At 72.3% G+C, this 11,103-nt stretch carries 6 protein-coding genes; all 6 read right to left on the reverse strand.

Translation table 11 applies throughout. From position 1 onward, the window contains the following. Positions 1-266 precede the first annotated feature (266 nt). The 6 genes from ACWD4G_RS35140 to pdxR all read right to left on the reverse strand — a co-directional run bounded on the left by ACWD4G_RS35140 (position 267) and on the right by pdxR (position 11,080). Positions 267-1,958 carry a DUF885 domain-containing protein gene (locus ACWD4G_RS35140; RefSeq protein WP_451300813.1) on the reverse strand — a complete coding sequence of 564 codons (1,692 nt, stop codon included), beginning with the start codon at positions 1,956-1,958 and terminating at the stop codon, positions 267-269. Positions 1,959-2,240: 282 nt separating this feature from the next. Next, positions 2,241-3,590, reverse strand: a complete 1,350-nt coding sequence (locus tag ACWD4G_RS35145) for a GNAT family N-acetyltransferase (protein WP_451300815.1) — start codon at positions 3,588-3,590, stop codon at positions 2,241-2,243. Between the two features lie 102 nt (positions 3,591-3,692). Beyond that, positions 3,693-6,344: a DUF6493 family protein gene (locus tag ACWD4G_RS35150; protein ID WP_451300817.1), complete on the reverse strand. Its 2,652-nt coding sequence runs from the start codon at positions 6,342-6,344 to the stop codon at positions 3,693-3,695. Next, complete coding sequence (locus tag ACWD4G_RS35155; RefSeq protein ID WP_451300819.1) at positions 6,341-7,771, reverse strand: SWIM zinc finger family protein; 1,431 nt, start codon at positions 7,769-7,771, stop codon at positions 6,341-6,343. The genes ACWD4G_RS35150 and ACWD4G_RS35155 overlap by 4 nt, the downstream gene beginning before the upstream one ends. A 97-nt stretch (positions 7,772-7,868) precedes the next feature. Further along, a complete protein-coding gene (locus tag ACWD4G_RS35160; protein ID WP_451300821.1) occupies positions 7,869-9,458 on the reverse strand; it encodes an alkaline phosphatase D family protein in 1,590 nt (529 codons plus the stop codon). A 161-nt stretch (positions 9,459-9,619) separates the two neighbouring features. Continuing rightward, a complete protein-coding gene (pdxR, locus tag ACWD4G_RS35165; protein ID WP_451300823.1) occupies positions 9,620-11,080 on the reverse strand; it encodes a MocR-like pyridoxine biosynthesis transcription factor PdxR in 1,461 nt (486 codons plus the stop codon). Positions 11,081-11,103 lie beyond the last annotated feature (23 nt).

Here is an 11,103-nt window from a genome sequence, read left to right on the forward strand (position 1 = left end):
CAGCACCCCCCGGATCATCAAGGACAGGGGCAACGAGCCATACCGGCCCCGAAGGCCACGAGCCCCAACCGGGCTCTACAAGGAAGGTAATGGGCGGCGGACAACGGGACGGTGGCGCTGGGGCTGCCGGACCGAGCGGGCCGGGTCCCAGGCCGGGCGCCGGGCCGGATGCCGGGCCGGATGCCCAGTCGCGCCCCGGGTCGGCGCGGTGGTGTGCGGCGGCCGGGCCCGGCCCCTGGCGGGACGGTGGGCCCGGCCGGCCTCGGTCACAGCCGGGACAGCTCGTCCACCAGGTCGTCCAGACCCAGGGAACCCTGGGACAGCGCGGCCATGTGCCAGGCCTTGGCGTCGAAGGCGTCGCCGCGCCGCTCACGGGCCTTCTCACGGCCGAGGAGCCAGGCGCGTTCGCCCAGCTTGTAGCCGATGGCCTGGCCCGGGATCGTCAGATAGCGGGTCAGCTCGCTCGCCACGTAGTCGGCCGGACGGCTGCTGTGGGTGCCGAAGAACTCCTCGGCCAGCTCCGGTGTCCAGTGCTCACCGGGGTGGAACGGGGAGTCCGCCGGGATCTCCAGCTCCAGATGCATACCGATGTCGACGATGACCCGGGCGGCCCGCATCATCTGCGCGTCGAGATAACCGAGCCGTTCCTCCGCGTCCTTGAGGAAGCCCAGCTCGTCCATGAGCCGCTCCGCGTACAGGGCCCAGCCCTCGGCGTTGGCGCTCACCCCGCCGATCGTGGCCTGGTAGCGGGAGAGGTCGTCCTTGACATACACCCACTGCGCGAGCTGGAGGTGATGGCCGGGGACGCCCTCGTGGTACCAGGTCGACACCAGGTCGTAGACGGGGAAACGGGTCAGCCCCATCGTCGGCAGCCAGGTGCGGCCCGGCCGGGAGAAGTCCTCACTGGGTGCCGAGTAGTACGGGGCCGCCGCGCCGCCGGGCGGGGCGATGCACGACTCGACCTTCTTCACCGGCTCGGCGAGGTCGAAGTGCGTGCCGTCCAGTGCCTCGATCGCCTCGTCCATCAGGGACTGCAGCCAGTCGCGGACCTCGTCGACGCCCTCGATGTGCCGGCCGTGCTCGTCCAGATGGGCCAGGGCCACCCAGGGCGTCTCGGCGCCGGGGAGGACCTTCTCCGCCTCCTGCCTCATCTCGCCGAGCAGCCGGTGGAACTCCGCCCAGCCGTACGCGTACGCCTCGTCGAGGTCCAGATCGGCGCCCGTGAAGTAGCGGGCCAGCCGGGCGTAGCGCTCCCGGCCGACCGTGTTCGGGGCGCCCTCGATCGCGGGGGCGTACACGTCACGCATCCAGTCGCGCAGTTCGACGACGGCACGGGTCGCGCCGCGTGCCGCCTCGTCCAGCTCCGCGCGCAGCGCCTCGGGGCCCGCCGAGGCGAAGTCCTCGAACCAGCCGCGCCCCGAACCGTCCGTGTCCGCCCACTCGGTGAGCTGGTCGATGAAGGTCGCGGTCGGGCGCGGGCCCGCGTAGAGCTTGCGCTCCAGACCCAGTTCCAGCGTCTCGCGGTAACCGGCGTACGCCGTCGGTACCGCGCGCAGCCGTTCCGCGATCGCCGTCCAGTCCTCCTCGGTCTCCGCCGGAGTGATGGTGAAGATCTCCCGCACCTCGTGCGGGGCCGTCACCATGTTGCCGACCGCGCGCAGACCCTCGTCGGCCTCGTGCACGGCCAGCTCCGCCGTGAGCCGCTCGCGCAGCAGGCGCGCACAACGGCGCTCGATGTCACTGTCCGCGCCCGGCTCCCGCTCCGCCGCGTCGAGCCGGGCGAGCGTCGCCCGGATCAGCTCCGCGTGGGCCTCCAGCCCGGCGGGCGAGGTGTCCGGCAGCTTGCTCGAACACTCCTTCACACCCAGATATGTTCCGGTCAGCGGATCGAGAGCGATGAGATCGTCCACATAGGCGTCGGCGACTTCACGGGGCAGCGGGCTCTTGGTGTCAGACATACGGACAATCTTGGTACGCGGACGCGGATACCGTCAGCTGCTCAAGGCGCTCATGAGCCTTACGGCCCGGGATTCAGCTATGGGCGCAGCACCCGGAACCGCTGAGTCCGACTTGGTGTCCGGGGCGCAGCCCTGAATGGGGCGTAGCCCCAAAAGGGGCGCGGGGCAGCATCAATATGCGGCTCCGCCGCGTGGGCGCGACCAGCCCCCACGCACCCGCACCCGAAAGCGGCGTCCCCAAACACGCACCCGCACCCGAAAGCGGCCGAACCCCAACCGCACCTACTCGGCACCCTGCCAGCCCGTCCGCACCAACGACCCCGCCGAAACCCCCTCCAACCCCGCCGAGATAACAAGCGTGCCCTCCTCGATCTGATAATCGAGCGGCAGCTCAAGCCCCCGCATCGCCGCCACCATCCCGGTGTTGGACGACTGCGTCACGGCGTACACGCTGCTGCAACCGGCCTCCACCGCCATCGCCACCAGCCTGCGCAGCAACTCGCTGCCGATACCCCGCCGCTGCCACTCGTCCTCGACGAGCAGCGCGACCTCCGTCTCGTCGCCGTCCCACAGCAGATGCCCGAGCCCGACGAGCCGCCCCGAAGCCGTCCACACGGCGAGGGTGCGGCCGAAACGGGGGCTGAGCAGGTGCTTGAGATAGCGGTCGGCGTCGCGCACGGGCCCGTGGTACCGCAGGTTCAGCGTGCGCGGCGAGCACCGTTCGTGCATCGCCTTCGCCGCCGGCAGATCACCGCCGTCGGCCCGGCGCACGGTGATGTCGGGGCCCTCCGGCAGCGTCAGTACGTCATGACTGCGAGGAATCCGCGGCCCGAGCCGCGCGTCCAACTCCACCAGAGCCCGCGCCCGGGCGAACTCCGTCGGCGTGAACGGCAGATACGGCCGCTCCACCGTGATCACCCCACCCTCCGGTGTGCGCAACCGCATCACCGTGTCCTCCAATGCCCCTTCGACCGGGGCGCTTTCCTGTCCCCGACCGTAACGAGTGTCGGACGCCGGCGTGTTCCCGGCCCGCATGGATGTGGCCGAGATCGCGGGCAGCGCGGGGGCCGGGCCGGCGGGCAGTGAACGGATGGTGCAACGGCCGAGCAACTGCCTTAGCGCGAGCGGGAGTTCCGCCGCGTCCAAGGCCGTACGCGTGGCCAGGCCGAGGACCCTGGTCGGGGCGTCCACCAGGTCGTGGGCGTCACCGCGCTCGATCCACGTCGCCGTACCGCCGGCCAGCGACACCGCGTGGGTGATCTCGGCGGCCGCCAGCGCCTCCGGCGCGCGCAGCAGGAACTCGTCGACCGTGCCCTCGGCCAGCGGATGCGTCTGGAGGCTGAGGATGTCGACCCTGTGCCCGGCCAGCGCCGTGCACAGCGCGGCCAGCGAGCCCGGTTCGTCCTTCACGGTCGTCCGCATCCGCCACAGCGCGGTCGCCTCGGTGATGCCCTCGGCGTCCGCCCCGGCCTGCCGCTCCTCGGGGAGCGGTGACCGGGCGCCGGTATCACTCGTGGGCGGCGCGTGATCTCGGCGGCGTGTCAAGGCGTGCAGCCCGGCCGTGGCCAGTGCGACCACACCCCGCCGCCGGCGCGTCGGGCGGCCGTTCGCCACCCCTGTCACATCAGACATGTCCGTAGTCATGTGGCCACTGTGAAGGAACGGTGTTGCGTGATCACGAACGCTCTGTGACCGACCGGTAAAAGCATCGTTCCACACCTTTTGTTGCGCTTTCTACGACTGCGGGCCTCCTGCGGCCAGGGCCGAACGCAGCCGTCGGGCCCCGGTCACCACCCGCGAGGAACCCCGCCGGTCCGCCGCCAGGTCGAGATGGGGCACATCGCCGTGTGCCCCGCACCGCTCCACGCATTCGGCGGCGACGGCCAACAGCTCCCCGAGCCCACGCATCGGCGTCCTCGCCCCGCCCTCGCCCCCGAGTTCGGCGAGCAGCCTCGGCAACATCGGGCGCAGCACCGACCAGGCCGTGCCGTACGCCCCGGTCGCCGCCGCCGTGCGTATCGCCTCGGCGACCCGCAGCGGCTTCACACTCCCGAAGTCGGCCAGCAGCCCCAGATCGTGACCCAGCGCCTCCGCGTCCAACTGCCCCCGCGCCGCCAGCACCAGCAGCGCGTCCACCGCGGCGAGCCGGTCCTCCGGCCGCCGCGCACCCAGCCCGTACGCCACGCAGAGCCGCACGGCCTCGCCCGCCGTGCCCTCCGCCTCGGCGAGCGTCGGCAGGAACGAGAACGCCGCCCGGGTGTCCTCGATCACCGCCTGCGACAGATCACGCAGTATGCGTCCCGCCATGAGTTCCGGGCGCCCCGGCGTCACCGCGAGCCAGTGCGGCCACGCCGAGCCATCCCAGTGCGGGCAGTACCAGTGACTCTCGTACGGTGTCAGCGGACGGCCCAGCCGTCGGAACTCAGGTGGGAAGCACTCGCTCCGCATCTCCGGCAGTTCACCGAACTCCACCAGCATCCGGGGCTCGTCCGTCCGGCTCCACTGACGGGGCACGGACGGGACGTCGGCCTCCAGCCACTCGGCCAACCAGTCGCCCTCCGCCGTACTCAGCTCCCGTGCGGCCACGGCGGCGGCCGACAGCGCGTCCCCGTCGTCCCGCCGTATCCGCAGCAGCGCCTGAGCGAAGTCCGCCTCGCCCGCCCGGACACCCAGCCGCCGGTACGCGTCGAGTCGCGCGATCAGCTCCGCCGCCTCCAGCGAGCCCGTGCTCCAGGTCGGCGTGGCCAGCAGGAACGGCAGCGGCTCGGTCCCGATCCGGTACGCGATCTCCCACAGGCGTGCGTCGAACGCCCACTCCGGACCGCTGTGCACACAACCGGCCGACTCCGCGGCCCCGCTGCGCCCGGGATACAGCGAGGAGGTGCTCACTCGACCGAGGACGACGGCGAGGACGACGTCCAGGCCGTGGGGTGACTTGCGGAAGTACCGGTCGAGGGACCCCGCGTCCATCTCCGCCCACCAGCAGCGTGCCACCACGGGCCCGAGCGCCTCCGCCAGCGCGCCCCGATCACGGTGCGCGTACCGAACGAGCCCGTCCAGCACCCGCTCGAACACGCCGACCTCGTTGTCGGCGGCCAGTACGGCGCCGACCTCCTCGACCAGTTCGGCCACCGTCGCCGGCACCGGGGCGAGCCGCGTCGGCGGTGGAACGGGCGGCAGCAGCTCCTCGTACGCCTCGGGGGTCTCCTCCAGCACCGGGGTGCCGAGCAGATCCTCGGCGCGTGCGCGCAGGGCGGGGCTCAAACCGGCTGCCGCGTCGGTGAGTTCATGCCGGACGGGGCTCTCGTCGGGCACCTCCCCGATGTGGCGCTCCACCAGCTTGAGAGCGCGCTCCTGTGCGTCCGTGTCCTCGTGGCCGAAGGCACGGGCCACCACGGGCAGCAACTCGGTCGCGCCGGACGGGTCCCGCTTGAGCACCTTGCCCAGCAGGATGAGCTGGGACCGGACGAGCTTGCGCTCGGTGCGGAAGAGCACTGCCTCGGACCACTCGACGAGCCGACGCGTCCCCAGCTCTCCGTCCAGCGCGAACTCCGCCAGGACGGACTGGGCGTGAGCCGCCACCGTGGAGGACGCGTCGGAGCACAGGGCCGTCCAGTCCGCGATCCGCTCCCGCCGCTCGTCCGGGGTCGGATCGAGCGCGGCCAACAGGCCCAGGAAGACCTTGTTGTCCGCCGTGGAACCACCGCGCAGCAGCCGGGCCACACACGCCTCGATCATGACCTTGCGGTCGAGGATGCCCTCCTGGGTGAGCCGCGCGAGGGCATACGTCCAGTTGTTCTCCCCCTCGCCGTACCGCCAGGCGCTGCGGGCGCCGATCTCCTCGGTCTCGAACAACGCGGCGACGAGTTCCCCGAGGTGAGGGTCCTCCCGGAGGTTCGCGATGACCGTGCCCGGCTTCCAGCGAGCCCGGTCGATGTGCTCCATCCAGCCCCGCACGTAGGCCTCGGAGGTCGGGACCGGGCACCCGGCGAGCCTCACCAGGCCGGCCATCAGCGGGTACGACACCTCCGAGCCGACGGGGTGCTCGGCCAGCCGATGCACCAGGTCGGAGAGCCAGTCGGGGGCGCGGTCGCCGAGCATGTCGATCAGCAGCGGCGCGGGTGCCTGCCACCAGCGCATGTCGGAACCGGTGAGCCAGGCCGCCACCGCCGCGGCTCCGGTCTGGCAGGCCGCCCCGGCCGCGTGCAGCGCGGGATACGCCTGCTGGGCGTCGGGGCCCCAGAAATCCGCGCGCAGTCGCTTGCGCAGATCCTTCAAACCGGGCATGCACGCGCGCCGTTCGGCGTCCGTCATACCGTCCACCAGAGCGACGACATCGCTCACGTTCCCCGCCCGCACCGCCGCGATCAGCGTCTCCGCGGTCATCGCGCACCGCCGGCGATCCGTGTCCCGACCGGCCCCGTGGCGTTCCTCGCCCCGACCGGCTCCGCCTTCGCTCCCCGGCGCACCATCCGTACCGCCAGCGCGTGTTTGCACGGGCCGCGTCCGCCCCGGTACTTCGCCCACCAGAGGCAGGAGCAGCTCAGCGTGCCCGCCCGGTCCCGTACGCGGTGGAGGTGGCCGTCCTCGGCGGTCACCGTGCCGAGGTCGCCGTCGAGGGCGACCGCGCCGGCGGCCACGAGGGCGCGGGCCGAGCGGAGGCGGGGGTTGTGGCGCTCCACGCGCTCGGCGTCGTAGGGCAGTTCGCGGTGGAAGTACGCGGCCTCCGCCGTGTCGTAGCCGACGCGCCCCGAGGTACCCAGCCGCGTCAGCGCCGCCCGTACCCGCGCGGTCGACAGGCCCGAGGCAGCGGCCAGGTCGGCGATGTCGATGCGCGGCTCCCAGGCGAGCAGTACGGCGATCAGCTCCGCGTCCTCGGCGGCCTCGTCGGTGGCCAGGGCGTCCAGGACGCCGCCCTCACCGGAGAAGCCCCGCGCGGCCTCCGGCGACAGCGTCAGTGTCAGCCGCATACCGGGCAGGACGACCTCCCAGGCGTCGGCCAGGGGAGCCGTACCGTCGGCCGGTGGGCCGTACACCCGTAGCGCCGTCGCATGGCGCAACACCCGCCGCAGTGCCGTCAGCCGCTCCGGCCCCGGCAGACACACCGCGCCCGGCACCGGGCGTGTCGTCGGCCGCAGTCCCCGCCCCGACGGCACCACCCATTGGGCGCCCCGGGACGCCCCGCGCGAGCCACCGCCCGGCAGGGAGCGGAGGAACCGTACGGCCTCGGCGGCGGGCAGTTCGGCCCGCAGATCGAAACCGGCGGCGATCACCTGGGCCTCGGCGAAGCCGCGCAGCCAGCGGTCCGGCAGCGGAACCTTCTTCTCCACGACCGGGCCGTCCAGTGTGGTCACCGCCAACTCGTCCGGGCCGACCCGTAGATGCAGCGGGTCGTCGGAGCCGATCCGGGAGAGCGCCTCACGCAGTGGATTGTTGACGTCCACATTGGTCGTGCCGTGCCCGACCTCGCCGCCGTCGAGACCCTGATCCAGCACGTCCAGACGGGCGTACACCCCGCCGCAGCCCGAGAACGACTCGAAGCGCAGCCGGTCCCCGCTGCCCGTCACCACCGGGTCCAGCGAGGACCGCGGCTGCTGCTGGTGGTAGCGCGCCGCCGCCACGTCGGCCACCGCCAGCAGCCCGGCCGCGGCCACCTGAGGAGAGGTCAGGAAGCCCGTGAAGAACCGGGGATGGTCCTCGACCCCCGTCGGGGTCGCACCCCGCGAGGTCTCCAGCCCCAGCCGGTGCCCGCCCACCGCGGACTCCAGCACGGAGGGTCGGGTGTAGGCCACGGCCCGCAGTGATCGCGTCATGGGAAAACCGTAGACGCGACCACTGACAATCGCCGCTGACCTGCGAAAACACCCGATCCTTGAACGCTCGGTCCTTGAACACCCGGATCTCGGGCCGCTACTGCCCGACGCGGCCCGGCTGGAGGGACTTCGTGTACAGCACGGTGCCGTCGGACTCGCGCAGCCGGACCGTGAGTTCGCCGCTGTCGCCGTCGATGTCGACCTCGCCGAAGAACTGGTAGCCGCCCGCCGGTGACACGTTCGCGGTGGTCGGGGCCTTGATGAAGACCCGCTCGGGACCGAACGTGTTGTCGAGGGTGTTCGCCGGGAAGGCGCCGGCGTTGAGCGGCCCGGAGACGAACTCCCAGAACGGCTCGAAGTCGGTGAAGGCGGCCCGGGACGGCTGGTAGTGCTGGGCCGAGGTGTAGTGCACATCGGCGGTCAGCCACACCGTGCCGGTGATCTTCCGGTGCTTGATGAACCGCAGCAGCTCGGCGATCTGCAGCTCCCGCCCGAGCGGCGCACCCGGGTCGCCCTGTGCCACGGCCTCGATGTTCGGCAGGCCGTCACCGGTGTCCGGTACGACCAGTCCGAGCGGCATGTCGGCGGCGATGACCTTCCACACCGCCCGCGACCGGGACAGCTCCCGCTTCAGCCACGCCAACTGCTCCGCGCCGAGGATGCCCTGCGGATCGGTGGTCTGGGTGTCGGTGGAGTTGGCGTTGCGATACGTCCGCATGTCCAGCACGAACACGTCGAGCAGCGGACCGTGCCGCATCACGCGGTGCACCCGGCCCTCGCGGGCGCCCGGCCGCAGCGTGGAGATCGGGAAGTACTCGCCGAACGCCCGCCGCGCCCGCGCCGCCAGGACATCGACGTTCTTCTCCGTGTACCGGCTGTCGCCGAGGATCTCCCCCGGGTACCAGTTGTTGGTGACCTCGTGGTCGTCCCACTGCACGATCGACGGCACGCGCGCGTTGAACGCCTTGAGGTTCTCGTCCAGCAGGTTGTAGCGGAAGTTGCCGCGGAACTCGGCGAGCGTCTCCGCGACCTTCGCCTTCTCCTCGGTGGTGATGTTCCGCCACGTGGAGCCGTCGGGCAGCGCGGCGGTCGCCGCGATCGGGCCGTCCGCGTAGATCGTGTCGCCGCTGAACAGGAAGAAGTCCGGGTCGAGTCTCCCCATCGCGTCGAAGACGCGGTAGCCGCCGAAGTCGGGGTTGATGCCCCAGCCCTGCCCGGCCAGGTCGCCCGACCAGACGAAGCGGACCCCGTCGCGCCGTTTCACCGACGTCGTACGGAAGGTGCCCGTGACCGGCTCGCCGGTGCGCCGAGGGTCGTGCGGGTCGGCGAGCAGCACCCGGTAGTGGATCTGCTCACCGGCCGGCAGACCGCTCAGCCGGGTCGTACCGGTGAAGTCCGTGCCGGAGCCGAGCAGCGGGCCGTGGAAGCGACGCACATCGCGGAACGACTCCGTGGCGGACGTCTCGACGATCATGCGCGCCGGACGGTCCGAACGTACCCACACGAGACCGGAGTGCGCGGTCACGTCCCCGGCCTGAACGCCCCAACCGGCCGTCGGCCGCCCCGACAGGGCGAACGCGGGAGCGGCACCGGACACGGCGGGCAGGGCCAGCGCCGCCGACGCGGCGAGCGAGCCGCGCAGCACGCTGCGGCGTCCGGGCAGAGAACTCGGCGGACGGTGTGACATGAATGTGCCTCCAGCGACGGATCGGCCCGATGTGCACAGCCACAACTACTGGTGCGCCGCAGCGCACACGCAAACCACAAGTGAACAACTGACCGAGGATGGAAGGGAGCCAATGTGCGAAAGAGGTGTGTGGCCGCGGTCCTGTCTCCGTGGACGGTAGGTCAGGCGCCCACCGCCTTTGCCATCAGCCGCACCCCCTCCCGAATCCGTGCCGGTGACAGATGCGCGTACCCGAGGACCAGCCGCACCCCGTCGTCCCGTATGCGGCCGTACTGGGGCAGCCCCCGAACCGCGACACCGGCCGCGGCGGCACACTCCAGGAAGCGGTCGAGCGGCCCGTAGCGGTCGGGCAGCTCGGCGATGACATGGAGACCGGCCGCGATACCGGACACACGCGCACCGGGGAAGTGGCCGGCGAGAGCGGCCACCAGGGTGTCGCGTCGCTCCCGGTACGCCCGCTGGCAGCGCCGCAGCTGACGGTCGTAGTCGCCGTGCTCCACGAACCGGGCGAAGAGGGCCTGGTCGACGACGGGATGCCCGAGGTCCATCGTCCGCTTGCGCTCGACGACCTCCTCGGCCAGCGACGCCGGTACGAGCAGCCAGCCCAGCCGCAGCCCCGGCGCGAGCGACTTGCTGACGGACCCGGCGTACGCCACCCGCTCGGGATCGAGCCCCTGGAGAGCGCCCACGGGGGCGCGGTCGTAGCGGAAGTCGCCGTCGTAGTCGTCCTCGACCACCAGCCCGTCCACCGATCGTGCCCAGTCGAGCAGTTCGGCCCGCCGCCGCGCGGAGTAGGCGATCCCCAGCGGGAATTGATGCGCCGGTGTCACCACCACCGCCCGCACCCCGGAGGCGCGCAACGACTCGACGGCCAGCCCTTCCTCGTCCAGCGGCACCGGGACGGTCGTGATCCCGGTGACCGCGTACAGGGCGTCGTGGCCGGGGCTGCCGGGGTCCTCGACGCCGACGGTGCGCATCCCGCGCGCGTGGAGTACGTATCCGAGGAGGGCCGCTGACTGGGTCACCCCGGAGACGACCACGATCCGCTCGGGGTCGGCGACCACGCCCCGACGCCGGGCGAGCAGTTCGGCGAGGGCGGTACGCAGCCGGGGCAGACCGCGCGGGTCGGGGTAGCCCAGGGTGTGGTGCGGGAGTTCGGCGAGCACATGGCGCTGCGCCGCGGCCCAAGCGGTGCGCGGGAACAGCGACAGGTCCGGTGTCCCGGCTACGAAGTCGGCGCGGACGCCCGCAGTGCGGGGAGCGAGGTCACGCGCGCGCGGGACGGCGGCCCGAACCGCGGCACCCACCCAGGTTCCGGCACCCCGGCCACTGCGCAGATAGCCCTCCGCCGTCAACTGCTCGTACGCCTCGGTCACCAGCCCGCGAGACACCCCCAGATCGGCGGCCAGCTCCCTGCTGGACGGCAACCGCGTCCCCCGCGCCAGCCGCCCCGTACGGATCGCCTCCCGCAGCGCCGCCTGCAACGTACGCCCACGCGCGCGTGGCGGCGCCGAAGCGACCGGCACCAGCAACTCCCAGGCAGCGGCCCAGGCCACGGCCTCACCGCGCCCACCGGCCTCCTCCACCGCCCCGCCACCCGAACCGGGCCCCCATGACGTCATGGGAACGGACCTTAGCCCGGCCC

The organism is Streptomyces sp. NPDC002643 (assembly GCF_053592555.1).